Annotated in this window: 22 protein-coding genes; 8 read left to right on the forward strand and 14 right to left on the reverse strand. The window is 57.6% G+C overall.

The annotated features are described in order from the left end of the window. Window positions 1–84: 84 nt before the first annotated feature. Window positions 85–720 (reverse strand): TetR/AcrR family transcriptional regulator, encoded by a 636-nt coding sequence (locus tag OHL19_RS05025; RefSeq protein ID WP_263356516.1) that lies wholly within the window; start codon window positions 718–720, stop codon window positions 85–87. A 79-nt stretch (window positions 721–799) separates the two neighbouring features. Between OHL19_RS05025 and OHL19_RS05030 the strand changes: the two genes are divergently transcribed. Then, complete coding sequence (locus OHL19_RS05030; protein ID WP_263356517.1) at window positions 800–1,699, forward strand: aldo/keto reductase family oxidoreductase; 900 nt, start codon at window positions 800–802, stop codon at window positions 1,697–1,699. 25 nt (window positions 1,700–1,724) lie between these two features. On the opposite strand, the gene OHL19_RS05035 is transcribed toward OHL19_RS05030, so the two are convergent. Continuing rightward, on the reverse strand, window positions 1,725–2,144 hold the full coding sequence (locus tag OHL19_RS05035; RefSeq protein ID WP_263356518.1) for a cytochrome c oxidase assembly factor 1 family protein: 420 nt from the start codon (window positions 2,142–2,144) through the stop codon (window positions 1,725–1,727). Window positions 2,145–2,165: 21 nt separating this feature from the next. Continuing rightward, window positions 2,166–3,392 (reverse strand): M24 family metallopeptidase, encoded by a 1,227-nt coding sequence (locus OHL19_RS05040; RefSeq protein ID WP_263356519.1) that lies wholly within the window; start codon window positions 3,390–3,392, stop codon window positions 2,166–2,168. 26 nt (window positions 3,393–3,418) lie between these two features. On the opposite strand from OHL19_RS05040, the gene OHL19_RS05045 reads away from it, so the two are divergent. Continuing rightward, window positions 3,419–3,523, forward strand: a complete 105-nt coding sequence (locus OHL19_RS05045; RefSeq protein WP_396126661.1) for a hypothetical protein — start codon at window positions 3,419–3,421, stop codon at window positions 3,521–3,523. A 101-nt stretch (window positions 3,524–3,624) separates the two neighbouring features. Here the strand turns inward: OHL19_RS05045 and glk are convergent, their stop codons facing one another. From glk to OHL19_RS05085, 8 genes are all read right to left on the reverse strand, one after another. Then, window positions 3,625–4,644, reverse strand: a complete 1,020-nt coding sequence (gene glk, locus OHL19_RS05050) for a glucokinase (protein WP_263356520.1) — start codon at window positions 4,642–4,644, stop codon at window positions 3,625–3,627. Then, window positions 4,641–5,438 (reverse strand): 6-phosphogluconolactonase, encoded by a 798-nt coding sequence (gene pgl, locus OHL19_RS05055; protein WP_263356521.1) that lies wholly within the window; start codon window positions 5,436–5,438, stop codon window positions 4,641–4,643. The genes glk and pgl overlap by 4 nt, the downstream gene beginning before the upstream one ends. A 110-nt stretch (window positions 5,439–5,548) precedes the next feature. Beyond that, complete coding sequence (zwf, locus tag OHL19_RS05060) at window positions 5,549–7,096, reverse strand: glucose-6-phosphate dehydrogenase (protein WP_263356522.1); 1,548 nt, start codon at window positions 7,094–7,096, stop codon at window positions 5,549–5,551. A 166-nt stretch (window positions 7,097–7,262) separates the two neighbouring features. Continuing rightward, the gene (gene gnd, locus OHL19_RS05065) at window positions 7,263–8,168 is read right to left on the reverse strand and encodes a phosphogluconate dehydrogenase (NAD(+)-dependent, decarboxylating) (protein WP_263356523.1); all 906 of its coding nucleotides are present in this window, start codon (window positions 8,166–8,168) and stop codon (window positions 7,263–7,265) included. 35 nt (window positions 8,169–8,203) lie between these two features. Next, on the reverse strand, window positions 8,204–8,839 hold the full coding sequence (locus OHL19_RS05070) for an HAD-IA family hydrolase (RefSeq protein WP_263356524.1): 636 nt from the start codon (window positions 8,837–8,839) through the stop codon (window positions 8,204–8,206). Between the two features lie 140 nt (window positions 8,840–8,979). Further along, complete coding sequence (gene rpiB / locus OHL19_RS05075; RefSeq protein ID WP_263356525.1) at window positions 8,980–9,447, reverse strand: ribose 5-phosphate isomerase B; 468 nt, start codon at window positions 9,445–9,447, stop codon at window positions 8,980–8,982. Between the two features lie 29 nt (window positions 9,448–9,476). Beyond that, window positions 9,477–11,477, reverse strand: a complete 2,001-nt coding sequence (gene tkt / locus OHL19_RS05080) for a transketolase (protein WP_263356526.1) — start codon at window positions 11,475–11,477, stop codon at window positions 9,477–9,479. 161 nt (window positions 11,478–11,638) lie between these two features. Next, window positions 11,639–14,203, reverse strand: coding sequence for a glycoside hydrolase family 15 protein (locus tag OHL19_RS05085; RefSeq protein ID WP_317890540.1), 2,565 nt, complete (start codon window positions 14,201–14,203; stop codon window positions 11,639–11,641). Between the two features lie 294 nt (window positions 14,204–14,497). On the opposite strand from OHL19_RS05085, the gene OHL19_RS05090 reads away from it, so the two are divergent. Together OHL19_RS05090 and OHL19_RS05095 are read left to right on the forward strand one after the other, a co-directional pair. Beyond that, window positions 14,498–15,121 carry a superoxide dismutase gene (locus tag OHL19_RS05090; protein ID WP_263356527.1) on the forward strand — a complete coding sequence of 208 codons (624 nt, stop codon included), beginning with the start codon at window positions 14,498–14,500 and terminating at the stop codon, window positions 15,119–15,121. A 170-nt stretch (window positions 15,122–15,291) separates the two neighbouring features. Further along, the gene (locus tag OHL19_RS05095; protein WP_263356528.1) at window positions 15,292–16,116 is read left to right on the forward strand and encodes a hypothetical protein; all 825 of its coding nucleotides are present in this window, start codon (window positions 15,292–15,294) and stop codon (window positions 16,114–16,116) included. Window positions 16,117–16,119: 3 nt separating this feature from the next. Here OHL19_RS05095 and OHL19_RS05100 read toward each other — a convergent pair whose 3' ends face one another. Beyond that, complete coding sequence (locus OHL19_RS05100) at window positions 16,120–17,295, reverse strand: BaiN/RdsA family NAD(P)/FAD-dependent oxidoreductase (protein WP_263356529.1); 1,176 nt, start codon at window positions 17,293–17,295, stop codon at window positions 16,120–16,122. Continuing rightward, the gene (locus OHL19_RS05105; protein WP_263356530.1) at window positions 17,292–18,683 is read right to left on the reverse strand and encodes a CCA tRNA nucleotidyltransferase; all 1,392 of its coding nucleotides are present in this window, start codon (window positions 18,681–18,683) and stop codon (window positions 17,292–17,294) included. The genes OHL19_RS05100 and OHL19_RS05105 overlap by 4 nt, the downstream gene beginning before the upstream one ends. 56 nt (window positions 18,684–18,739) lie before the next feature. Here OHL19_RS05105 and tsaD point away from each other — a divergent pair, with 56 nt between their 5' ends. Next, a complete protein-coding gene (gene tsaD, locus OHL19_RS05110; RefSeq protein ID WP_263356531.1) occupies window positions 18,740–19,990 on the forward strand; it encodes a tRNA (adenosine(37)-N6)-threonylcarbamoyltransferase complex transferase subunit TsaD in 1,251 nt (416 codons plus the stop codon). A 12-nt stretch (window positions 19,991–20,002) separates the two neighbouring features. On the opposite strand, the gene OHL19_RS05115 is transcribed toward tsaD, so the two are convergent. Further along, window positions 20,003–21,034, reverse strand: coding sequence for a carboxypeptidase-like regulatory domain-containing protein (locus OHL19_RS05115; RefSeq protein WP_263356532.1), 1,032 nt, complete (start codon window positions 21,032–21,034; stop codon window positions 20,003–20,005). A 431-nt stretch (window positions 21,035–21,465) separates the two neighbouring features. Here OHL19_RS05115 and cysS point away from each other — a divergent pair, with 431 nt between their 5' ends. From cysS to OHL19_RS05130, 3 genes are all read left to right on the forward strand, one after another. Then, window positions 21,466–22,959: a cysteine--tRNA ligase gene (gene cysS, locus OHL19_RS05120; RefSeq protein ID WP_263356533.1), complete on the forward strand. Its 1,494-nt coding sequence runs from the start codon at window positions 21,466–21,468 to the stop codon at window positions 22,957–22,959. Window positions 22,960–23,211: 252 nt separating this feature from the next. Then, the gene (locus OHL19_RS05125; RefSeq protein ID WP_263356534.1) at window positions 23,212–23,757 is read left to right on the forward strand and encodes a DUF4337 domain-containing protein; all 546 of its coding nucleotides are present in this window, start codon (window positions 23,212–23,214) and stop codon (window positions 23,755–23,757) included. Between the two features lie 79 nt (window positions 23,758–23,836). Next, a complete protein-coding gene (locus OHL19_RS05130; RefSeq protein WP_263356535.1) occupies window positions 23,837–24,523 on the forward strand; it encodes a hypothetical protein in 687 nt (228 codons plus the stop codon). Window positions 24,524–24,762: the final 239 nt, after the last annotated feature.

Genomic DNA, 24,762 nt, shown 5'->3' on the forward strand with positions numbered 1-24,762 from the left:
TTTTAATATTTACGGAGGTTGTCCTATCCGTCGAACAGGAAATAGCTTTCCGAAACCTTCTCACCGCTCGGATGCATGCCTGAGTCAAAGGCGCTTGGAGCACGCATCCAGATATGCGCATGCAACGAAGATGAGTTCTTGCAGCAGTGTATCGAATTGCTTTTCCGGCGCGGTGGATTCAAGCAATCTCCGGCTGACTCCGGTCATCGCTCCCTGGAGCATCGCAGCGATGAGTTGCGGATCTGTCGTAAACGGTTCGCGGGAGGTCATCAGCATTTCGACGACCGCCTTATTGAACCGGCGTCCCATCTGCTGCACGATCTTCGCTCCATCTACATCGGAGCTTACCGAGTAGAGAGCGACGCTCGTCTTCGCATCCCTCATCTTGGCTTGAAGAAAAGCAGTGATGAGAGCGGTGGCCATCTGCGAAAGTGTTTTACCTCTTTGCTGAAGACAGGCGAGCTCGACGGCTGCAAGTACTTCATCGAGATGACGTCTCAACGCGGCCTGTAAAAGCGCGCTCTTGTTTGGGAAATATTGATATAAAGTTCCAACGGACACCCCTGCCCGCAGGGCTACTCTTGTTGTGGTCAACCGCTCTTTTCCAACATGGAGCAAAACCTGAAGAGTAGCCTCAAGAATGGCCTCGACGCTTGCCGTCGAACGCGCTTGAACGGGCGATTTACGGGGCTGCAGGGAGACTTTGGATAGCTGTGGCAAATGCGAACTCCTAAACTGAAGCTTTCTTCATCTAATCACATAGAAACGGATCAAATAAACGGACCAAAGGAGAAACAGAATGACGAATCAGATCAGCCTGGGCGGTAGCTTTACGTTCCCAGGTACTTCGATGACAGTGAATCGCATGGGCTATGGCGCGATGCAACTTGCCGGTCCGCATGTGTGGGGTCCGCCGCGGGATGTCGATGCTGCGATTACAGTGTTGCGAGAGGCGATTGAGGCTGGCGTAAATCACATCGACACCAGCGATTTTTATGGTCCGCATGTCACCAACCAGATCATCAAGCAGGCTCTTCATCCCTACAGGGATGGCCTGGTGATCGTTACCAAGGTTGGCGCTCGCCGAGGTGACGACAAGTCGTGGATTCACGCTCTTTCGCCGCAGGAGCTGACCGATGGCGTGCACGACAATCTTCGCAATCTCTGCCTCGACGCATTGGATGTCGTCAATCTCCGAGTTGGAGGAATTATGGGGCCATCCGAGGGCTCAATTGAAGAACCGCTCACTGTACTTGCCGAACTCAAGCGCCAGGGATTGATTCGCCATCTGGGCCTCAGTAACGTCAGCCCGGGTCAGTTAGCCGAGGCGCAGGCAATTACAGAGATCGTCTGCATTCAGAATCTGTACAACGTTGCACAAAGGAGCGACGACGCCTTTATCGAGGACCTCGCAGCGCAGGGCATAGCGTACGTGCCGTTCTTCCCGCTGGGAGGGTTCACTCCGTTGCAGTCGTCGAAACTCGATGCAGCGGCCGCGTCGCTGCAGTTCACGCCAATGCAGGTTGCGCTTGCATGGCTTCTGCAGCGCTCACCGAACATGTTGTTGATTCCCGGCACATCTTCAACCGGACATCTCCGCGAAAATCTCAAGGCCGCGTCGTTGCAGATTCCTGTTGAGATAATCGCAGAGCTGGATTCAATAAGCGCAGGTGACAGAACTGGAGACAGTGCGCTGTAAGGGCGCGCCACCCATTGCAGGGGGCTTAAAACACATGCTGCTCAGGCGCGCAATTGGTGTTGGAGCGATCCACCAGGATCGTTTCAGCACCGCCGTCGGAGCTGAATGTGAGCGAGCACACGTGCCAGATTTTGTTCTGCTGCTGGCCCCACTCGATGAGCTTTCCCTGGCCGTGCGAACCAGCCAGCGGAATCTCCAGGTGGGCGTTGCCGTTGCCATCCATCGCAACAACACTGCCGCGAATGCGCCAGCCCGGCTGCATGGGAAGACCGATCTGCGCAGCCATCACAGGCGAGCTCTGCGCCGCGTAGATCGCCGGTTCTGCGGCTGAGCGGTTCAGGCTGCTGTGACGGAAGAACAGCAGGGCACAGAGCGCAAGCAGCGGGCAGGTAAAGACCAACGCAATGATCTGCGCGTTGCGTTGAGATTTTGAATTACCTGCCACGTAAGCTTCCCCGAGCGTTATTTAGATGCGGACCAACTCCTGCTGACGTGGGCCGGTGACCCAGGCTTTCCCCGGCGAGGTGAGCATGTTGACTTCGCTGCGGACGCCGAACTGCGGATGGAGTCCGAATTGGAAATCAGGCGGCAGATAAATTCCTGGTTCCACAGAGAAGCAGGTGTTGGGCAGGATCAGGCGCTCGTCGTGAGTTTCAAAATTGTCGAGATGCGCGCCGGAGCCGTGAAGTTCGATCGCGATATTGTGGCCGGTGCGATGGGTGAAATACTCGCCGAAGCCAGCCCTGTGGATCACTTCGCGAGCCGCGTCATCGGGCTCGTAGCCGTGGAGCGGGCGGTTGGTACTGAACGCTTGTTCGACAACGGAGATAGCTGCGTCGCGCGCATCGCGGACAGCAGTGAAGACCTGCTGCTCCAGCGCAGTAGGCTCGCGGCCTATGACGCCGGTCCAGGTGATGTCGTAGTGAATGCTGTTGGGCACATCCTTACGACCCCAGATGTCGATGAGCAGAAAATCCCCGTTTCGAATTGGTTTCGAATTGGCGGCGGTGGGCTCGTAGTGCGAGTCGGCGCTGTTGGGGCCTACGCTGACGTTGGGACCGTTCTCCCAGGTGAGTCCCTCGCGACGCATGGCCTCTGAAAACCACTGCACCATATCGAACTCGGTGATGCGACCCGGGTTGCCGGAAGCCGGATGAAGCACGCGGCCAATCTCGCGAAAAGCCTGCGCAAGAATAGCGTCAATAGCGCGTTCCGCAGCGGAGTGGCTGGCGATCTGGTCGGCAGTCAGGACCGCCTCAAAGTGGCTGACCAGGTCGGCAGAGCTGACAATCTCCTTGCCGAGGCTGCGCAGAAATTCAACAGTACCAGCATCGACCATCGACACATACATGATGGCGTTGCGCGGCGAGTATTGCATGGCCAGACGTCGCGTATCCGCGAGCATCGTATCAAGGCCCTTGGCAAGCTCCTGCCAGCTTGAGTATTGCCCTTTCGTTCCGGGGAGCGTATCCAGACGCCCCGCTTCAATGCGATGGACCAGTTTGCGCGGCTCGCCATTCGCAGGGATGAGGTAGTACCAGCGACGAGTGACGTGCGCGTGCGGGTCAAGCCCGAGAATGCGTGAGGCAATAGGATCCCGATGATGGTGGTCATAGAAGAGCCAGCCGTCGAGGGAGGCTTCGCGAAGGGCTGTCTGAATCGCTTCAAGCTGCATGGGAAAAGAATACGGCATTTGCCCACCCTCAGAAAGATGCGCTCCTGCACTACAAACTGGAAGGCTTTTCTGTAGAGCGGCTCATGCGATTTTTGCTGGCACTCGGGCAGGATGTGGAGAAAGTGGTGAACGCCAAGCCGCGATCGTGATCCGCTCGAATTGCGGATAAGGCAGCCTGACTGGTTGGTGCACCTTGCATCCGCAGTAAAGAATACGGCGGACGCAAGGCAGATTTGCAGCGGTGTTGATTTTAAAAAGTTACAGAAGCAGCGCGTGGTGAAATGCCGCTAAGCTCTGCGGCCCGGGCTTCAGCGTAGGCTGCGGCCCCCAGCAGGGCAGCGCGGCTCTCAAGAATTACGCGAACCGGCATGTTGATAAGCAACTGGCTCAAGCGTCCCTTATCGGTAAAGGAGCGCATGAATGTACCGTCCTTCAGCTTTTCAAGGATTCGTGGAGCGATGCCGCCGCCGATGTACAGTCCGCTGATTGAGAGCACCTTGAGCGCCAGGTTGCCTGCTTCAGCACCATAGGCCGAGACGAACATATCCACCGTTTTCTCGCAGATTTCACTCTTCGAGGCAAGGCCCAGCTCGGTGATGACGGCATTGGGATCTTCGCTGGCCATGCGGTCACGCAGCCATGCTGGCTCTTCCATGCCGCGCACGTCGCGCAAAAAGTCGTAGATGTTGGTGAAGCCCATGCCGCTGACGACACGCTCAAAGCTGATACGGCCGTTGTACTTCTGCTTGAGAAAGCGCAGCAGGTCGATCTCATCTTCATTGCGCGGTGCGTAGTCGGAGTGGCCACCTTCGGACGGCATAGGGATGTGCTGCTTGCCGTTCCAGATCAGGATGCCTTCTCCAAGGCCGGTACCGGCTGCGATGAGCGCTCGGTTGCCGATCTGCCCTGGGTCGCCTTCGGAAAGGGTATAAATCTGGTCGGCCTTAAGCTCCGCTACTCCGTAGCCGTTGGCTTCGAGATCGTTGATCAAAAAGACGTGGTCGATCTTCAGGTTGCGCGAGAGCTCGCGGCTGTCGAGTGTCCAGGGAAGATTCGTGAGGCGCAGACGGCCATCGCGAACCGGGCCGGGTACGCCAAAGCAGGCAGAGCTGACGGTGTCGGCAGCAAGAAACTCGCGAACGATTTCTTCCAGGCCCGAATAGTCCTTGGCGGCGTAACGTTCATCGCGGCTGTATTTGAGGTTGCCATTGGTAAAGTCATACAGCGCCAAATGAACTTTGGTGCCGCCTACGTCGCCTGCAAGAATCATCGAGTTCTCTCCAAATGGCCTTTGCCGTCTGCGCCGGTAGGTGGTAGTTGGGCTGCGGCAGCCTGATCCAAAATCAAAGTGAGTATACCGCTTGCTGGCCAGATGAGTTGAGATGGCAGAGTTTCTACATCCGTGGGTCCAGTGAGAACCTTATTGAGCACAGCGGCCTTGTCTGTCCCGGCGATGAGAAAGAAGACCTCGCGGGCGTGATTGATTACCGGCCAGGTAAGCGTGATGCGCCAGGTATCTTTTTGCGGAACATGATTGGCTGCAACCAACCGGCCCATTTCATGAATGGCTTCGGTGTGAGGAAAAAGGGATGCGGTATGACCGTCATCGCCCATGCCCAGCACAACTACATCAAAGCGCGGAGCCTCTGCGCCCTCAAGGCGGAAGCTGCGGCGCAGATCGAACTCGTACTCGGCGGCGGCAATTTCAGGCTCAAGTTCGCCTTGCATGCGATGTATCTGCTCCGGGCGCATAGGGACATGATCGAGCAGGGCTTCGCGGGTCATGCGAAAGTTGCTGTCCGGATCGTTCGGCGGCACTGTGCGTTCGTCGACCCAGAAGAGCTCAAGCTGGCGCCACGGAATGCGCTGAAAAAAAGGCTGTGAAGGATCGGAGAGCAGTTTGAATGTAGCTTTTGGAGTGGAGCCGCCAGAGACAGCAATGCGTGCACGGCCTCGGGCAACAACCGCTTCCTCGATCAGCTCGACAAGGTGGAGCGTGGCACGATGGGCCAGCGCTGCCGGATCTGGCTCGACAACATACGTAATATGCAGCGTAGATGGCATGAAATGCTCCAAAGAAAGGGAAATAGGAAGCAGGGACAAGAGGGCTAGAAGAGAGAACCAGGGAATAGATATGACTTCCAAATCTATTCCCTGGCTCTGGCTACCTGTTTTTACAGCTTGCGCCAGGAGTGGTTATCGCGTTTGAGAAGTTCGTCAGAGCAGTCTGGGCCCCAGGAACCGGCTTCGTAGTTGGGGAAGGTTTCAGGCTTCTTTGCTGCCCAGGCTTCGAGAATGGGTGTGTAAAGCGCCCAAGTCGTCTCCACTCCGTCACGATGGGCAAACAGTGTCTGATCCCCAAGCATGGCGTCGAGCAGCAGGCGCTCGTAGCCGTTCGCTGAGGACTTGCCAAAGGCTGAAGCGTAGTCAAAATCCATGGTCACCGGGCACACGGATACATTCTGCGTGCTGGGTACCTTGGCTCCGAAGCGCAACGAGATACCTTCGTCAGGCTGAATGCGCATGGTGATGACGTTAGGCTGAATCGGGCCGCATGGGCCGCCTGTCGGTGTGCGGTTAAAGAGCAACTGCGGCGGCTGCTTGAACTGGATGCTGATCTCGGTAGCGCGCTTCTTCATGCGCTTGCCTGCGCGCAGGTAGAACGGCACACCCGCCCAGCGCCAGTTGTCGATCTCAAGCCGGACGGCTGCAAATGTTTCCGTGCCCGAGTTGGGATCGACGCGTTCTTCCTCGCGATAGCCGATCACCTTGTTGCCATCAATCGTGCCGGGGCCATACTGGCCGCGAACGACATTCTTGATGGGGAGCGCGGGAATAGCCTGCCAGACCTTCAACTTCTCCTGGCGAACGCTCCCGGCAGCAAAGGACGAAGGTGGCTCCATGGCGACAAAGGAGAGCAGCTCCATCACGTGATTCTGCACTACATCCCGCAGTGCTCCGGCCTTTTCATAGAACGGCCCACGGCCTTCCACGCCCAGCGTTTCGGCAGCGGTAATCTGCACGTTTTCAATGAAGTTGCGATTCCAGACTGGTTCGAAGATGCCATTCGCAAAGCGGAAGACAAGGATGTTCTGAACAGTCTCTTTGCCCAGGTAGTGGTCGATGCGGAAGACCTGGCGTTCGGAGAAGACTGCGTTGACCTGGCGGTTCAGTTCCTTGGCGGAATCGAGATCGTGGCCAAAGGGCTTTTCGATGACCGCGCCGACGGTTCCGTTCTCCGGCTTGCTCAGACCGTGCGAACCGAGGTTCTCGACGATCGCGGTGAAGTATTCAGGCGCAGTGGCGAGGTAGAAAAGACGATTGCCACCGATGCCCAGTTCTTTGGCAATATTGTCCAACTCGGTCTTGAGTCCATCGTAGCCCTTCGCATCGTCAAAGTTCATTGCGAAGTAGCGGACCTTCTTCACGAAGGATTCCAGATGGACGTCGCCCTCTGTGGCGCCGCCAAACTCCAGGATGCCTGCGCGCATGTCAGCGGCAAACTCGTCGCCCAGCGGACGACGGGCAACGCCGACGATGGCGAATTCCTTAGGCAGCAGGCCGTTTTGTTCGAGATGAAAGAGTGCAGGAAGAAGCTTCCGCTTGGTAAGGTCGCCAGAGGCGCCGAAGATAACAATAATGGTTGGTTCAGGAATACGTTCTGTGCCCGCAGGGACCTTGGATAGGTCTTCAGGGCTGATTTTCATCTGTGCTGTGGCCATATTTCTTTGCCTCGTAGTGCAGCTTTTGGCTGCTAGCTTCTAGCCTCCAGCTCGATGCCGGAGGCTTCAATCGATTGTGGATTCTCACCCAGGCCGCAAAGATGAAAATGGCCTGGATGAGGTACCCGGTTCTTACAGCTGGTAGCTAAAGGCTAGAAGCCGTCTTTCAGTCTTTCTTTACAGCATGTCCACCGAAGGCATTTCGCTGGATGGCGATCATGCGGTCAGTGAAGTTGTTTTCCTCGCGGGAGCGAATGCGCCGGATGAGCGACTCGGTAATGACCGGTGCGGAAACATTCAGATCGATTGCCTCGAAGACCGTCCAGCGACCCTCGCCGGAGTCGGCAACGTAAGCTTCCAGTCCATCGAGCGTCGGATTCTTGGACAACGCCTCGGCCGTCAGGTCGAGCAGCCATGAGCGCACAACCGAACCGTGGCGCCAGATCTCGGCGATCTGAGGCAGGTTCAGGTCAAGCGATTCCTTCTTCTCCAGGATGGTGAAGCCCTCAGCGTAGGCCTGCATCAAGCCATATTCAATGCCGTTGTGAACCATCTTGGTGAAATGCCCAGCGCCAGCCGGACCAACGTGGCCCCAGCCCTTGTCCTTGCCGGGAGCAAGCGTCTCGAAGATGGGGCGCAGGTGCTCGACTGGATCTTTATCGCCGCCAATCATCATGCTGTAGCCCTCTTTGAGGCCCCAGACGCCGCCGGAAGTGCCCACATCGACGAAGTTGAAACCCTTGGCCTTGGCCTCGGTGTGACGACGGATAGAGTCCTTGTAATTCGAGTTGCCGCCATCGATCAGGATGTCGCCGGGAGCGAGATATGGCTCCAGCTTGGCAATGGTCTGGTCAACGGGGTCGCCGGCAGGAACCATGATCCAGATGGCGCGGGGAGCTTCGAGCTTCTGCACCAGTTCTTCAAGCGTTGTTGCACCGACATTACCGGTTGCAGCAAGCTTCGCTACGGCCTCAGCGCTAAAATCGAAACCGACTACCTGATGGCCACCGAGCCGAATCCGCTCTGCCATGTTGCCGCCCATTTTACCGAGGCCAATTAATCCAAGTTGCATTCGTCTTTCCTCCATTGTTTATCAAAGCTTTTTGGTTAGAGAATCTCTAACTTCCTAAGATCATGGCGAAGCTGTTCTTCACCGATAAATTGAATTGCAGTCATACCCGAAGCCGCTGCCGCTTCGGTATTAGTGGCGCGATCGTCGATGAATAGGATGCGTTTTGCAGGGCGTCCCACGATATCGATCGCGCGGCGATAGATCGCCGGGTCCGGTTTGCGCATACCGAGGTAGCACGAGCTAAGCTGCACTTTGAGATACGGCAGCAACTCGAACTTCTCCATGCGGTACTCATGCAGCAGCCGCGACTCATTGTTAAGCAAACCAACCATCCATTTACCAGATGCAGCAATTTCGCGAAGGACTCCGACAGCATTGTCCGGAAGAAGCTTGGATTCGAGCTTCATCTCCGCAATAAATGCATCTCGCGTGAAACTGCGCGGCTCGTAAAAGATGGTTGCATCAAGGTAGGCTTCATCGGAGAGCGTGTCGTTTTCCCAGGCGTCGTTAGCGTTGGCATGACGCGCTTCAAAGGCCGCGCGATCCAACTGGAAATGGTCGAGCACGGTAGCGCGCTCAACATGATCCCATCCATTGGTAAGGAAAACCCCGCCCACGTCAAAGAGAACTACGTCGAATTGATTGGCGTGGGTGCTCGCAGAAATACTCATCAGCAACGTACCTCAAAAATTTAGATGACCGCTGCACAAGAATAAGTGGCAAAAGAAACAGAATCGGTAGTGTCACCCAAAATTCATCTGAACTTATCCAGCTTGTTCCAACTCAGCACACCGGACTCACGATGCTTAACTTAAGTTGTTAACGCCCGCGAATATTTGGCTTCGATGGCCAAAAGTTTTTTGTAACGACGTACGAAACGCGGCTCCGTCGAGACAAAATTAGCGGCGAGAAATGTGTCGGCGACGTCATAAGCCGTCTCTGTGCCGATAATACGCGCACCCATCACCAGCACGTTCATTTCGTCGTGTTCGACGCCCTGGTGTGCGGAGTAGTGGTCATGGCACATTCCAGCGCGAATACCTGGAATTTTGTTCGCAGCGATGCATACACCGACGCCCGATCCGCAGATGAGAATGCCTCTGCTGGCGACTCCGGCACGAATGGCGTCGCCAACAGCTTCGGCTGCATCGGGATAGTCAGATGGCGCGGCGGAATATACGCCGACGTCCAGCACTTCATGGCCCTTCAAGGAAAGATAAGCGCGGACCTCCTCCTTGAGGGGGAAGCCCGCGTGATCGGAACCAATTACCAGTTTCATGACTGCATTTCCTCTCAGGTCAGTCCGTTCTATGCTTTGCCGAGCAGTGACTTTGCCTGGGCAGCCACGTTTTCAGCGGTGAAGCCGAGTTCCTTCAGAACCGTACCTCCCGGTGCGGATGCACCGAAGCGATCCAGACCGATGACTGCGCCCTTGGATCCGGCAAGATACTTCCACCAGCCGAGAGTCGCACCGGCTTCGATAGCTACCTTGGGTACGCCAGGCAGCAGAATCGAGTCGCGATACTGAGGGGTCTGCTCTTCAAAGATCTTCCAGCTGGGCAGCGAAACAACACGAGCCGCGATGCCTGCCTCAGCAAGCAGCTTGGCGCCGTCGATGGCCTGCCAGACTTCCGCACCGGTGCCGATCAGCACCACCTCGGGCTTCTCGACGTCGTGGACAACGTAGCCGCCCTTGCTGACGCCTGCGTAGGCATCGATGACATTCGGGTCGAGAATGGGGAGATCCTGCCGGGACAGGGCCATGAACGACGGATGATTGCGCTCTATCGCCAGACGCCAGGCGGCAGCGGTTTCATTGGCATCCGCAGGGCGGAAGTCAGTGAAGCCTGGAACGACGCGCAGGGCCATCAGGTGCTCGATGGGCTCGTGGGTCGGACCATCTTCGCCGACTGCGATCGAGTCATGCGTATAGATGAAGAGGGAATGCGTCTGCATGAGAGAAGCCAAACGCAGGGCCGGCTTGCAGTAATCGCTGAAGACGAAGAAGGTCGAGCCGAAGGGGATCAATCCACCGTGCGCGGCGATGCCGTTGACAGCCGCCGACATGGCGAACTCACGAACACCCCAGAACACATTGCGTCCGGTCGGATCGACGTGGAAGCTGGGGCTGTCCTTGAAGATGGTCTTGGTCGAGGCGGTCAGATCGGCCGCGCCGCCAAAGAGCTCGGGGACGGTCTTTTCCAGCGCATTCAGGACTGCTCCACCGGCATTGCGGGTGGCCTGCGGCTTGCCTGCAGGGAAGCTCGGAATGGCCTTTTCCCAGCCAGCCTTGCGCTCGTTCTTCTGGGTGCGCACAAACTCGGCGGCGAGCTCGGGATGAGCTGTTTTGTAACCTTCAAAGAGCTTGTTCCATTCCGCTTCGAACTCCGCGCCATTATCTACCGCTTTGCGCCAGTTCTTCAACGCTTCGTCAGGAAGGTAGAAGCTCTGATCCTCAGGGAAGCCATAGAACTTCTTGGTGGCCGCAGTCGCTTCCGCGCCAAGCGCTTCGCCATGCACCTTGTTGGTACCGGCCTTGGGGCTGCCGTAGCCGATGATGGTGCGTACGCCGATGAGCGTAGGCTTGCTGGGTTCAGCCTGACCGGCCTTGACGGCTTCTTCAAGCGCGACCAGATCGTTGCCGTCGCTAACGCGCAGAACCTGCCATCCATAGGCCTCGAAGCGCGCATAGACATTCTCAGAGAAGCTGAGCTCGGTCGGGCCGTCGAGGGAGATGAGGTTGTCGTCGTAGAAGAAGATCAGCTTGCCCAGGCCCAGTGTTCCAGCCAGGGAAGCTGCTTCATGCGAAACACCTTCCATCATGTCGCCATCGCCCATGATTCCGTAGGTGTGGTGATTCACGATCTCAAAGCCGGGCTGGTTGTACAGGGCGCCCAGGTGCTTCTCGGCAATTGCCAATCCAACGGACATCGCAAAACCCTGACCCAGCGGTCCGGTCGTCACTTCAATGCCGTCCGTGTGGTGATATTCCGGGTGACCGGGGGTCTTCGATCCCCACTGGCGGAAGCTCTTCAGGTCGTCCAGCGAAAGCTTGTATCCCGCGAGAAACAGGGTCGAGTAGATCAGAGCCGAGGCGTGGCCATTCGAAAGCACAAAACGGTCGCGATCAGCCCACTTGGAGTTCGATGGATTGTGCTTCATCAGCTTGTGAAAAAGCAGATACGTAATCGGCGAGCAGGCGAGAGGTGCTCCGGGATGGCCGCTCTTGGCTTTTTCTACGGCATCGACAGCCAGCAGGCGCAGGGTATCGATCGACAGTTGATCCAGATCAGTAGGGAGTGGTGACATAAGCTTGGGTGTTCCTTTCCTTTGAACAAAGTACGGTTACTGCGAATCGCGGAAGTAATGCGCGAGATGAGGAAGGCGTCAGCGAATCGGGCTCAGTTGGCATAACCCTCTGCCGGTCTGATGCAGGTTTACCGTCCCTGGCGTCCTGAAACTCTCTGTTTTCAACCCTCGATTCGAATCTCATAGTTATGACCGAGCCAGCGGCTTTCATCTGGCCAGAAGAAAGTTAATGATAGCCCAGTAGGGGTTTCTCCTTGAACTGGGGTGATATCCGCGGCGAATCCGGAGGACCCTAAAGCGCGGCTATTCGTGGAGTTTGTCGTCTTCCAGCCATCGGCAGACCAGACCAGGGAAAACCGGCGATCGTCGAGTACGCGCAGCGTGTCATGTGCGTCGATTGCCTGAATAGGCCTGCGCTGGCTGAAGATCTCGATGTTGTGGTGACGGCCAACACCCTTGGAGGATGTGCGCGGGTGCTCATGCTCCGATTTATAGCGGCCATAGCGCTGGTAGACAGGCTCGATTCGGTCGAAAACCAGGCCGTCGGTCGCAGAACGAAGCAGCTTGAGGTACTCCGCATGAGCCCAGACCAGCGGACAGGCCGAGCCGGCAGGTCCGCCAAATTTGAGGTGAACTTCCAGGCGGTCGGCGGCGTCCCAAACCTGCTCCGGAAGCATGTTTCCGGCAGTTGCGTACCCCTCGTAGGTCTTGATCAGGCTGCTGATGTCCCGGCCTGCAGCCAGCTCGTAGTGAGCGCGCTCTCCGGTAAGCAGCGGCCATACGCGGCCCTGGCCGTAGGAGAGGTAAGGACCACCGTCCGAGCCCTGCCCATAGCCATCCCAGTTGTATCGCAGCCATCCTGGACCCTGCGGCAGATCGCGCTTGAGTACCGCGTCTACGACCTTGAGCGAATCGACCATCAGCGGATCGTCTGCGTTACGGATGCCGTACCGGACCAGTTCTAGGAAGCCGGCGTCGATGATCTCGCGGGCCTCAAAGTCGTATCGGGTTCCCGGTGGCCGGTTGTTGAGATGAATTCGCTCCGTGCCAGGGCCCTCTTCCATGTACGCCTCGCCTGACTCCGGCGGACGGATGCGCATGTAGTGGCGCTTCACTTCGGGCAGCAGGACTCCGTCGTTTGTGACCGTCCAGTCCTCCAGGTGAGACTCGATCCAGTCGGCAAACTGTTCCAGAAACTCGCTCAGTTCAGCGGACTGGCGGCTGCGAACAATCTCCGCAGCGCAGATGAGGCCTCCGATGACCGCAGCCAGCGTGGACGGCGAATAGCCGCTGTTTTCTTCCCAGCGCTCCTGGTGGGTAATGGGTGCATTGCGGACGAGGAATCCAGCGGCGCGTTCGACAAACGGGAAAACGTCCCAGCTGCCGAGACCGCCCGCCTTCCATAGACGCCAGGTCAAAATCAGGGGAAAGGCGACCTCGTCGAGCTGAACGCCGGTCCAATACGGGCGGCCGTCGATCCAGAAGTTCTGCGCAAAGCTGCCATCCGGCCGCTGCGTACAGGCCAGGTAGACAAGAGCGCGGCGAGCGGTATCGACACGGCCACAGGCCAGCAGGGCCGTCGCGGTCTGCACCATATCGCGCGTCCAGACCAGGTGGTATCCACCCAGGTCATCGTCGCCTTTGGACTGTCCCCAGGGAATGGAGGCCGACGCCACAAACGCGCCGGAGTAGGTCTTGTCTTCGTGGGCCAGCAGGATGTTGTGGCTGGTCTGCATCAGCAGGCCACGGTCGCCGGATTTGGCGGCAAGCCGATAAGGACTGGCGGCGCGCTGCCACTGCTCTAGGAAACGGGCAGAATTCTGCGCGAAAGGCACCGAAAGAGCGCCGACGGTCTTGGAAAGAGCAGAGTGATAGCTGTCGCCGATTCCTATGCCGATTGTGAAATCCCGGTTGCCGCGTAGGTCGAGTTCGCCGGTAAGCGCCAGATTGCCGTTGGTCGCCGAGCCGAACTGCCAATCCATGCGGAAGTCCTCGATGAGATCGCGCCAGCCATCGCTGGCCCCGGCAAATCCACAACTGACCCGCGAAAACCCGCAATCGGCGGACATAGCCAAAGCCCATTGCGCCTTCCAGGCCAGCAACATCTTTTGCCCGGCAACATCCACGGCGCGGGCGGAGTTGCCGCCGCCTCCGCCATCCATGTGCGGCGCAAGCAGGGCATAGACGCGCAATTTATCCAGGAACTCTTCGCTGCCGTTGGGACCGGCCTCTATGCGCACATGCATCAGCACCACGCTATGATGCGGGTCGCAGATGATCTCTTTCACCAACTGGTAGCGGCCCTGTACGTCCTTGTTGGTGTAGCGGACTCCCAGCGCTTCAGGGTGGATGTACTCAAAGCTGGGGATCAGATCGCGCTTTTCCTCGTGAATGAAGCTCTCCCCGTCGGTGATCAGCAGGCCCAGGTCGCGGGTCTGCGGATGATCGATCGTCGGATGGTAGATCTCATTCAGAATGCCGTGTGAGACGGTAAACCAGACACGGCTTGAGGCGGAGTAAGCGGTTCCGACGGCGTCCTTAACGCTGGAAGTCCAGCGGGGCGTCATGCCGGGCGAGCCGAATGCCTCACCCTGCTGATGGAGCCATCGGTAAAGAGATTCCTGCGGCGTTGCCTGGGACGCTTCCTGTATCAAGACGAGACCCCTATGTCTTTCTGTTGTAGCCTGCTGAATGGAACGGCTGCCCGAACGAACGATGAAATTCACAGCATTTAAATCCACCGCCCGGAATCTTCACTGATCCTTTCACTGATCCTTCAGATGAGCGAAAGCGGCCAGAAGTTCCGTTGAACTAGATAGTACCTTTCTGGTGCATCGATGCATCTATCGAATAGCATCTTTGGCGCGGATGGCAAAAGCGTAATCCGCGAAAACCGCCGAATTTTCCGGCAGCGACGGAATGGAAGATGGCAGTCGTGCCATTAATTCCCGGTTACCGTGCCGGACAAGACAACTCAGTCACAACCCCGGACAGTACAATTCTAGTGAGGAGAGACACCCATGGCTTACGAACTAGCACCACTTCCTTATGACTACGCCGCTCTCGAACCTTTTATCGATGCGGAAACGATGAAATTTCATCACGACAAGCATCACCAGGCCTACATCAACAACGTAAACGCCGCTCTCGCCAACCATCCTGACCTGGCAGCTAAGTCTGTAGACGACCTGATCAAGGATCTGGCTTCAGTTCCCGAAGAGATCAAGGGCGCAGTTCGCAACAATGGCGGCGGTCACTCCAACCACACCTTTTTCTGGCGCATCATGGGGCCCGTCGGTACCGAGGGCGTTGGCGGCGAGCCGACCGGAGCCATCGCGGAGCAGATCAAGGCCGATTTTGGCGACTTTGAGACCCTCAAGAAGCTCTTCAACGAAGCTGGAGCCAAGCAGTTCGGTTCCGGTTGGGCATGGCTCATCTTCGTCGACGGCAAGCTCAAGGTAACCAGCACGCCGAACCAGGATTCCCCTCTGTCTCAGGGACATTACCCCATCCTCGGCAACGACGTCTGGGAGCATGCGTACTACCTCAAGTACCAGAATCTGCGTCCCAAGTACCTCGAGAACTGGTGGAATGTAGTGAACTGGACGGAAGCCAACAAGCGCTTTGCCACGGCAAAGAAGTAGTTCGCAGCAGGAACCAGCGATCAGGGAATAGAAGCCCGTTTTCTGATCCGGCAGAAATTTGGTGGGGGTGGGCATGATTCAACTGCTCATCCCCATTTTGCCGTCAAACCGAATGCAGAAACGCAACCCTTTCTCTCGATCCGGGTTCACAGTTATAGGAGTTACAGCACATGTGCGTACATAAAAAAGTTACCCAGGTGGGACGAGCAATGCTGATGGTCACGGCCGGACTGATGGCTGCGGGCTTGTTGGCAGCCCAGCTTCATGCCCAGAGCTTTATTCTCAGCCAGAATGGCAAATCGGTCGGTAAGGCAAACCTGTCTCTGAAGCAGGCTGCCGGCGGCTTCGATGCCTCGTCTGAAGTCAAAATCGACATGCCCGACCTGAAGTACAACTTCTCCAATAAGCAGATATTGGACGGCAGCTACCACTTGCGCTCCTCCGAGTTAAAGGGGTCCGTGAACGGGACTTCCGCGATGGTTACCACCATTCAGCAGGGCACACAGTTTTTGATGAAGATCAATGCCAACGGCCAGGCGACCAACACGCCGCTGACCTTCCATCCGCAGTCCGTGCTGTATCCCGACTTTGATCCAGGCGCGCTGCAACTCATGCTGTATCTCGGAGCCGCCAGAAACAACCGCGACATCTGGGCCATCATCCCCAAGCAGGCCGGTTCCATCTCGGCGCTCCGAATTGCTACGGACGCCGACCGTCAGGGAACTCTGGACGGCGTTCAGATTCCTGTGCATCACTTCACCGTGACGCTTGACACCACGAAAGCCGAAGTCTTCTCCAGCCCCCGCAATGAGCTTCTGCAAGCCGAGTGGAGCGATGAAGGATTCGCGATTGTGCGCGACGGATTTAAACTGACGCCACCCGCGCGGCCAAGCGCGCCGCCTCCGGCACCGGCTCAACCGCCAGCGGGTCAACAGGGCCAACAAGCGCAGCCAAATGGCCAGGCTCCGCAGCAAGCTCCGCAACCGCAGCAGTAAGTGCTAAACAGCACGCCCCGCTGCGACCGCTGACGACCACGCCCACTGGAAGTTGAAGCCTCCAAGGTGGCCCGTCACATCCACAACTTCACCGATGAAGAAGAGGCCCGGGATATCCCGGGCTTCCATCGTTTTGGCCTGTAGATGGCGGGTATCGATGCCGCCCGTTGTCACTTCAGCCTTGGCAAAACCCTCAGTCCCAACAGGATTGAAAGGCCAATGGTGCAGGGCGCGTTCACCCGCCTCAATCGCAGCGTTAGACCAGCCTGCAGGCGCGGCAACATTGGCGAGATGTTCGGCGAGACGCTGCGGCAAATGTTCGCGCAGTGCCTGCCTGAGAATCGCCCCATCGCGACGCGTCCCAAACAGCGGCGTAAGGATGGACTGCTCCGGCGCAAGATCGACGTGAATAGGCTGCCCCGGCTGCCAGTACGAAGAGATTTGCAGGATGGCCGGACCGCTCAGTCCGCGATGCGTAACGAGCAGCTTTTCAACAAAAGTAGTTTTTGCCGATGGCGTGCTCACACGCACCAGGGTTGAAACGCCTGCAAGCTGCGTCCATTCAGCCTCAACGCCGCCGAGCAGCACCGGCACCAGCGCCGGACGCGGAGCGACCACCGACATGCCAAACTGTTGCGCGAGTTCATAGCCAAAACCAGTCGCACCCAGTTTGGGGATAGAGAGCCCACCGGTTGCGATCACCAGCGATTCGCATTGGAACTCGCCCCTGGCAGATGCAATGCGAAAACCACTGCTGTTCTTTTCAACGCGAATGCTATGCGCATCCGGAACGTGTTCCACCTTGCCGCGTTCGCACTCCGCCAGCAGCAGGTTAAGAATCGCATGTGCGGAGTGATCGCAAAACAACTGGCCCAGAGTCTTCTCATGATAGGGAATGTTGTATTTGTGGACCAGTTCGAGGAAGTGGCTGGCCGTGTAGAGCGCCAATGCGGACTTGGCGAAGTGCGGATTGCCGGACAAAAAGCGGTTGGGCTCGCAGTGAATGTTGGTGAAGTTGCAGCGCCCTCCGCCGGAGATGAGAATCTTGCGCCCCGGCAGGCCGCCGTGATCCAGCAGGGCAACGTGACGGCCGCGCTGACCGGCGACCGAGGCACACATCAGGCCCGCTGCTCCTGCGCCGATGACGATTACGTCGTATTTCTGAATGGAAGCACTCACGCGTTGACCGCGTTTTCAGAGAGCGGAAAATTCGCGCGAACCAACGTCATTGCCTCTTCCTGTGTATGGATAGACCCTTCGAGCTGGGCCTCTTCAACCGCATGCAAAATGGTTTTAAACGCTGTTCCCGGGCGGTAGCCTGCGGCGATCAGTTCTCGCCCGGTAAGCAGCGGAGCGGGGCTCACTTCCTCAGGAGGAATGGCCTCGTAGCGCTCCTTCGCGAAGTTATAGTGATCGAGATTACCGCTGCTGGCGAGGCAATCCATGCGATGCAGCGCGAGATGTTCGGGAAAGTCTTCGAGGCGAAAAAAGCGCTTGAGCGTAGACGCCTTCATGCGAGGCGTATCGGCAAAGCGCATGTGATTCTGGATGAGAGCGAGGATCTGCGCCGTCTCATCCTTGGAGAAGCGCAGGCGTCTGCATATCTCTGCACCTATGCGAACGCCAACCTCGACGTGTCCGTTGAAACGAATGCGATCCTGCGGGTTAGCTGGCGGCTGATAGGTCGCAGGCTTGCCGATGTCATGCAGTAAAGCGCCCCAGGCCAGGGTCATCGAGCATCCCGCCTCAAGCTGATCAAGCAGCATCAACGTATGAATCCAACAATCGCCCTCGGGATGATATTGCGGCGGCTGCGCAACGCCTTTCAGCCTGGAAGCCTCAGGCAACACGTGGATGAGCAGGCCTGTCGCGTCAAGCAGTTCAAAAGCGCGGCGGGCGTGGCCTTCTGTCAACATGCGCGTCAGTTCTTCACGCACGCGCTCAAGGCTGACGCCCGCGACCTTGTGCGCCAGCGAACGAATTGCAGCCTGCGTCCGTGGATCGATTTCAAACTTAAAACGCGCGGCAAAACGCACGGCGCGCAACATGCGCAGATGATCTTCTTCAAAGCGCCGCTCAGGCTGCCCAATGGCGCGGAGTACGCCAGCATCGAGATCGGCAATACCGCCAACGTAATCCAGAACAGCAGCGCGCAGGTCTGCATTCGCTGCTACTTTCTCCGGATTAAGCAACAGTCCGTTGATGGTGAAGTCGCGACGCTGAACGTCCTCTTCCGCGCTGGTGGTGTATCGAACAGCATCCGGACGACGGCCATCGGAGTAAGCTCCGTCATGCCGGAAGGTAGCAACCTCGGTTACAACAGACTGCCCATCAACTTCATCTGCGACCAGCACGACGCCGAAGTGAGCGCCAACCGAAAAGGTGCGCGGAAAGAGATCCAGCACAACATCCGGCGTAGCCGACGTAGCCGCGTCATAGTCTTTGGGCTCTCGGCCCAGCAGTAGATCGCGAACGCAGCCTCCGGCAAGATAGGCCTGGTGGCCCTCCTCATGCAATTTGCGCAGGATAGCCCGTGCAGCAGCGAATTGTGGATTGATGGGCAACATAACGGCTGTTTCTTAGGTTACAGCGAGCGAGTGTTCGCGGTCGCTACACTAGAAGAATGAGTAGGAGTGGTTTGATTCTGGGGATTGAGTCGTCCTGCGATGAGACGGCAGCGGCGGTAGTCGAGCGTGGAGCGCAGACGCGCTCGTCCATCGTGGCTTCGCAGATTGCGACGCACGCTCCCTATGGCGGCGTTGTGCCGGAACTGGCGAGCCGCGAGCATCTTCGCAACATCGTGCCCATTACCCGCTCGGCTATGGCTGCGTCCGGTTACAGCCTGGCCGATCTGGACGCGATTGCCGTCACCAGCGGCCCAGGCCTGGCAGGTGCATTGCTCGTCGGAATAACCTACGCCAAGGCACTCGCCTTTGCGCTGGGTAAGCCGCTGATCGCGGTGAATCATCTTGAGGGGCATATCCACGCAGTGCTGCTTGAGGAGCGGCAGCGGCTTCATGCCGCTTCCGGCGCAGGTGAACCAATTCCACTGAACTCAGACGAAAATGGTTTGCCAATGCCCGCGTTGGCGCTGGTCGTCTCCGGCGGGCATACGCATCTTTTTCTGGCCAAGCCGCCAGCCGCCGGTCCGGAGATCGGCGCGTGGCAGTACTCGTTGATTGGACGCACGCTCGATGATGCAGCAGGCGAAGCGTTTGACAAGGTAGCCAAGCTGCTCGGGCTCGGTTATCCCGGAGGGCCGTGGATCGACAACCTGGCCCAGTTCGGCAACCCGACAGCGGTTCCGTTCGGCTTCACGCAGATCAAAGTGAAAGCGCATCTCGAAGGGAAAACGCCGCGAACCAAGGGCGCGCAGACCGCTCCTATCGCCGATCTTGACCGGCACTTTTTATTTTCATTTTCAGGGATCAAAACAGCGGTCCTGCGCTATGTAGAGGTCCACGGACTCCGCGCCAGTTGCGACGCACGGCAGCGGACGCTGATGGAGATGATCGGCTCCGGTGTGACGCCTACATGGCGCGATGCCCGGTCGCTATGCGATCAGCAAACATTGGATCTCATCGCGAGCTTCCAGCACGCAGTCGTTGGCAATCTGCTGAAGAAGACCTTCGCCGCAGCCGAGGCGATCGGCGCAGCCAGCGTGCTGGTGACCGGAGGCGTCGCAGCCAATCGTGAACTGCGCGTGCGCTTCACAGCCGAGGCAGCGGAGCGCGGTCTTCCTGTTGCATTTCCCACGCTGGCCATGTCCACGGACAACGCAGCCATGATTGCAGCAGCGGCCTGGCCTAGGTTTCTCGCAGGAGATTTCGCAGGATGGGATCTGGAAGCAAATCCGCGGCTGACCCTGGCATAGCCGCCGGATTACCTAAGGCTTGGACAGTCCATAATTTGGCACTTTCGGCGTTAGTTTGCGCACCAGGAATTCCTGAAAAAGATTGCCAACCGCGCTGAAGCCGATGCCGCTCAGTGTGTTTTCAAAGGTCAGGCCCGCTCCGTTGCGGTTGATCGCCGGGTAATAAATATTGGAAATCCCCGCTGCCGCCAGGCTACCGATGACACCGGAATAGTCGAACTGCCAGCGCCCGTTATCGCCTTTGCAGATGACCGCGTTGGCAATGGCATAGAGCGCGCGCGAGCGAATGCTCCCCGTACCCTTGTAGAAGTAGCGCGGATCCTGCTTGAGCAGGGATGGCAGAATCGCGCCTCCGATCATATTGCTGATGAAGCCATCGGCGTAATTGGCCGCGTAGCGCTTCGCGTAGCCCTTTGCACCTTGCCCATAGCCGTCAAAATCATCGTTGGCCTGCTGGATTCCTGCCACTCCTGCTGTAGCTAGAAAGGTGAATGGATCAATCGACGATCTCCAAGCGAGATGAAATTTTTGCCGGGAGTTGAGTGGCGGCGCGTTGGGAGCGTAGATGACGTAGAAATTGGGAATAGCTCCGAAAACCCGCTGCTTTTCCTCTTCCTTGAGCTGCTCCTCGGCGACTTCTACGCGGGATGCGGTGACGCGCACTTCGCTGATCGTTGCCGAGACTGGCAGCACAATCTCGGGAGCAGCATAATTTTCACCGGCATGCAGCAGGATGGAAACCTTCTGCGTAGTGAAGCCGTTCGACGAAACGGTGAGTTCAAATGGGCCAGGAGAAACGTCTCCAAAGCTGAAATGGCCATTCGTGTCGGATGTCGTCGAGCGCTCCGGCGACAGAGCCGGGCCAACCTGGGTAAGCGTGATCCGGACGCCTTCATACACAGCGTGATCCCGATCGACGACAGTGCCCTGAATACTTGCATGAACACTGGCAGTCAGGGGCTGTTCCCCTGCAGCGGGCGCAGATGGTTGCACCGGCCCCGATGCCTGCGCCTGAGGCGCGTCGGGCAGGTTTGTGTCAGCCATTAGGGGAATGAGGTTCCCCGTCCTGCCTGGAGTCGGCTGCTGGGCCAGTATGCAAACCGGCAGTCCACAGATTGACAGAGAAGCAAGCAGGCTAAAGCCCAGCCCAAACGATCGAGCCCGTCCGCAGGAGCGAATCCGAGAGATGATCTGAATGCGGCTGGAAATACGGCGGACAGAGCCGTTCGACGCGCTACACAAACTTGCCTCGTTTCAGATTCATTTGATTCCGCTCTGGGTTAAGGAACGATGCCTAGAGAATACCGGACAGGAACGTCTATATGTATTAGACGAATATTATGTTTCATTGGAGACGGCAAAGCCGTCGTTGTAAATCGGAGGGGTAACCGCCCGCTGATACAATCGTAGAGGCCCGAATCATGCCGACTTTGCTAGCAGAACAGAGCGTTAGCCGCAGGGATGTACACCCTTTAATGACTTTTCGTCTCTTTAATACCCTGAGTGGACAACTGGATGAGTTGGCCCCGGCAGATGGCGCAGAACTGCGGATGTACGCCTGCGGGCCGACGGTCTATGACTACGGCCACATCGGAAATTTTCGTACATTTTTACAGGTAGATGTGCTCCGCCGGTTTCTGCACCTGCGCGGCATTAAAGTCCGCCACGTAATGAACATTACCGACGTGGACGACAAAATTATCCGCAACGCAGCGGCTGCCGGGCTCTCGATTGGTGAGTACACCCCCAGGTTTGAGCAGGCATTTCTGGACGATCTGGATTCGCTGCGCGTAGAGCGGCCCGAAATATTATCCAAGGCTACGGAACACATTCCACAGATGGTTACGCTGATAGAGCGGCTTGCGGCAGTGGACGCGGCATACAAGACTGAAGATGGATCGTGGTATTTCCGGCTGGCTGCTTTTCCTGAATACGGCAAGCTGAGCAAGAAGGATCTCGAAGGCATCACCGACGGCGCGCGCGTTGACGTGGATGAGTACGAGAAGGATTCCGCCCGGGATTTTGCCCTGTGGAAAGCCTCCAAACCAGGCGAAACCAGTTGGGAGACCGCCATCGGCACCGGTCGGCCGGGCTGGCATCTGGAGTGTTCCGCGATGGCGATGAAGTATCTCGGCGAGAGCTTCGATCTGCATGCCGGGGGCGAAGACCTGATGTTCCCACATCACGAAAACGAAATTGCGCAGTCCGAGTCCGTGACCCACAAGCCCCTCGCCCGGCACTGGATGCATGTGCGTTTTCTGCTGGTCGATGGACGCAAAATGTCCAAGTCGGAGAACAATTTCTATACCCTGCGCGACCTGTTGTTGAAGGGCTACAAAGCCTCCGCGATCCGGCTGGCGCTGATCTCCGTACCCTATCGTCACCAGTTGAACTTCACCTTCGAGGGCCTGACGGAAGCGACGAACGCAATTGATCGCCTGCGTACTTTCGTGGCCAGGCTGAACCAGGCAAATCTCGCCGAGGGTACAACCGAGGCGCTGCAAGCCGCGGCCCATAAGGCTGAGACGGATTATCTGGCAGCACTGGGCAATGACCTGAACACCGCCGAGGCGCGCGCGCCTATTTTCGACATGGTGCGGACTGTAAACTCGGTGCTCGATCGACTGGCAACGGATGCCGGTTCCATCCGGGCCGGGGATCGCGCCAGCGTTCTGGCGGTACTCGACAAGTTCGACGCCGTGTTCGCGGTGATTGCCGACCACGACGCAGCGCCGACCAAAGCCGCGTTGGACTGGGCCGAGGAGCAGGGCCTGCTCGAAAAAGTCGCGCCTGAGCTGCTGGTGCGGCAGGGCTTGTCCGATGAGGAGATCGACGGATTGATCGCCGAGCGAAATGTAGCGCGCAAGCAGCGCAATTTCCGGCGTTCCGATGAAATTCGCGACGAACTGGCAGCCAAGGGCGTTATCATCGAGGACTCGAAGGACGGGGTTCGCTGGAAGCGCAAGTAGCAAATCCGCAATCGGTGATAGCCTGAGCCACAAATTTCAGACCGGATCGAGGTGTACCCGAGTACCCCCGAGCAGGCCCGCTTCGCCGTGGCATAAGATAATCGACCTCTGCTCATGCGACCCAGTGAAAAGCCTGATTGAATTCACCTGGGTCTCTTCATGATGGAGATGCAATAAGTTCAAAATGGTGGCACGCATCGCAAAACACACAGGTCTGAAGCCGGATGACCTCTGAGAAAGAACGGAGACCGTATGGAAGCCAATGAAGCAATGGAGCTGAAAGAGCACGCAGAGGGCGGCGCGAACGAAGCAGCGATGCGCCCCGTAGCATTCACCATGAGCGTCCTGGCTGTGCTGGTGGCGATCACCACAGTGCTCGGGCATCGCACCCATACCGAAGCCGTGCTGACCCAGAACAAGGCCACCGACCAGTGGAATCTGTATCAGGCAAAGAAGATTCGCGCGAATAATACCGCCCTGATCACGGATCTGCTATCCGTTGTGACCGTTGCGGACAAGGCCACCGAGCAGAAGATCGTCAAAGGCTACTCCGACCACCAGGCAAAGTGGGTTGATGATCTGAAGGAAGAGCAGGAAAAAGCCGAGGGTCTGGAGACCAAAGTGGAGCACGCCGAGGCACGGGCCGATCGCTTCGACCTGGGCGAGGCTCTCCTGGAGATTGCGCTCGTGGTTTCGTCCATCACTCTGCTCACGCGCAATCGCATGTACTGGCTGCTGGGGCTGGTCTTCGGAGTACTGGGAATCCTCTCCGCCTGTTCGGTACTGTTGCTCAAATAGCACAGGGGCAACACTCTCGATAACAGAGACTCAAGCCATAACTCGGGCGTGTTAGACTCGCCGAATTATGGCTTTCCCCTTGCTTACAACGGCCCTTCTTCTAGCGAATGCATTCGCATTGCCGCAAGCTGCTCCGCCTGCCCAATCTCAGGCCCAGCCAGCAACCCAGTCTCACACTCAGTCACAGGCTGAAGCTGCGGCAACCACGCTGTACATGAGCGATATGGGCTTCACCTACGGGTATCCCTCAGGATGGGAGCTCGTCGATACCAAGCCGCTGCTGCCTGCGGCTCAATCGCAGGCTCAGGCCAATGCGGCTGACGATCCGGAAAAGCGAGGAGCCGCTTGTGCGCAGATTGGTTTTCTGGCGCGGCATGGTAGCCCCGGCTCCGTGATTCTTTCGCTAAGCATGCCTTTTGAGTGCTTTGGATCGCGCTTTACCCAGGATCAGTTGCCAGGCGTCGGCGAGGGCATGTCTCTGGGCATCAAATCCAACTTCGACATCACCACCTCGATCAAAAACACCTACAAGCTCGGAAAGCACGATATGTGGATCGAGCGTGCCAAGGGCGCTTCCAAGGGACATCCCGAGGCAATTTACACCATCGAAACGGCCTGCGCGATTCTGGATCGAGGCATGGTCTGTCTACTCGGTATGGTGAAAGACGATGCCGCGCTCCATCTCTTCGAGCAGGGGCAGGTTTCTCTGGAAGGCGATCCGCCATCAGCCCTGGTCCCCGCAAATATCTTCGCCGGACAACCGTAGCTTATAGAGGAAGATACGGTTTTTGGAGCCAGTTTCGATGGATTTTGTGCCGGTTAGATAGGGGGAAACACTACCCCATCGAGCTTTTAGCGTGGTATGCTCACGCAAACCGGACTTCATCTGAGGGCTCCATGTACAGGTCGCTATCCCATCACCGTATCGCAGCTCCTACCAGCAAACGCTGGAGCAGGCTGCGGGCTCGTGTGATCGGGCCGCGGCGACATCTGCGTGTGTTGCCC

Origin of the sequence: Acidicapsa ligni, from assembly GCF_025685655.1 — a bacterium.
Classification (GTDB): domain Bacteria; phylum Acidobacteriota; class Terriglobia; order Terriglobales; family Acidobacteriaceae; genus Acidicapsa; species Acidicapsa ligni.

What these genes read in the sequence shown, in the direction of transcription:
- OHL19_RS05095 (WP_263356528.1), top strand. Translation starts at nt 15,292, where the DNA reads ATGTGCGTACATAAAAAAGTTACCCAGGTGGGACGAGCAATGCTGATG.
- tkt (WP_263356526.1), bottom strand. Translation starts at nt 11,477, where the DNA reads ATGTCACCACTCCCTACTGATCTGGATCAACTGTCGATCGATACCCTG.
- OHL19_RS05125 (WP_263356534.1), top strand. Translation starts at nt 23,212, where the DNA reads ATGGAAGCCAATGAAGCAATGGAGCTGAAAGAGCACGCAGAGGGCGGC.
- gnd (WP_263356523.1), bottom strand. Translation starts at nt 8,168, where the DNA reads ATGCAACTTGGATTAATTGGCCTCGGTAAAATGGGCGGCAACATGGCA.
- glk (WP_263356520.1), bottom strand. Translation starts at nt 4,644, where the DNA reads ATGATTCTTGCAGGCGACGTAGGCGGCACCAAAGTTCATTTGGCGCTG.
- rpiB (WP_263356525.1), bottom strand. Translation starts at nt 9,447, where the DNA reads ATGAAACTGGTAATTGGTTCCGATCACGCGGGCTTCCCCCTCAAGGAG.
- tsaD (WP_263356531.1), top strand. Translation starts at nt 18,740, where the DNA reads ATGAGTAGGAGTGGTTTGATTCTGGGGATTGAGTCGTCCTGCGATGAG.
- OHL19_RS05115 (WP_263356532.1), bottom strand. Translation starts at nt 21,034, where the DNA reads ATGGCTGACACAAACCTGCCCGACGCGCCTCAGGCGCAGGCATCGGGG.
- cysS (WP_263356533.1), top strand. Translation starts at nt 21,466, where the DNA reads ATGACTTTTCGTCTCTTTAATACCCTGAGTGGACAACTGGATGAGTTG.
- OHL19_RS05090 (WP_263356527.1), top strand. Translation starts at nt 14,498, where the DNA reads ATGGCTTACGAACTAGCACCACTTCCTTATGACTACGCCGCTCTCGAA.
- zwf (WP_263356522.1), bottom strand. Translation starts at nt 7,096, where the DNA reads ATGGCCACAGCACAGATGAAAATCAGCCCTGAAGACCTATCCAAGGTC.
- OHL19_RS05070 (WP_263356524.1), bottom strand. Translation starts at nt 8,839, where the DNA reads ATGAGTATTTCTGCGAGCACCCACGCCAATCAATTCGACGTAGTTCTC.
- OHL19_RS05105 (WP_263356530.1), bottom strand. Translation starts at nt 18,683, where the DNA reads ATGTTGCCCATCAATCCACAATTCGCTGCTGCACGGGCTATCCTGCGC.
- OHL19_RS05030 (WP_263356517.1), top strand. Translation starts at nt 800, where the DNA reads ATGACGAATCAGATCAGCCTGGGCGGTAGCTTTACGTTCCCAGGTACT.
- pgl (WP_263356521.1), bottom strand. Translation starts at nt 5,438, where the DNA reads ATGCCATCTACGCTGCATATTACGTATGTTGTCGAGCCAGATCCGGCA.
- OHL19_RS05040 (WP_263356519.1), bottom strand. Translation starts at nt 3,392, where the DNA reads ATGCCGTATTCTTTTCCCATGCAGCTTGAAGCGATTCAGACAGCCCTT.